General features: G+C 81.6%; 1 pseudogene. It reads right to left on the bottom strand.

Annotated features, from left to right (window positions below):
• Nucleotides 1-207: pseudogene (locus GTW08_RS31105) on the bottom strand (selenocysteine-specific translation elongation factor); the annotation flags it as partial.

Raw genomic sequence — 207 nt, 5'->3', positions numbered from 1 at the left:
GTGCAGGGTCAGCCCGACCGGCGACGACGGCAGCGGCACCGGCCCGCCGACCCCGTGCAGCGCGACGTCGGCCTCCCCGGTCACCGGCCACGCCCCCGGGCCGAGCAGCGCGTCGCCGCGGTCGACCCGGTCACGGGGGAGGCCCCGCAGGTTCAGCGCGACCCGCGCGACCGCGGCGGCGGCGTCGACCGGCTCGCCGAGCTCCTG

It is taken from the genome of Pseudonocardia sp. SID8383, assembly GCF_009864975.1.
In the GTDB taxonomy this organism is placed as follows: Bacteria; Actinomycetota; Actinomycetes; order Mycobacteriales; family Pseudonocardiaceae; genus Pseudonocardia; species Pseudonocardia alni.
The sequence above is the reverse complement of the archived record's forward strand: the minus strand, read 5'-3'. Positions and strand labels throughout refer to the sequence as shown.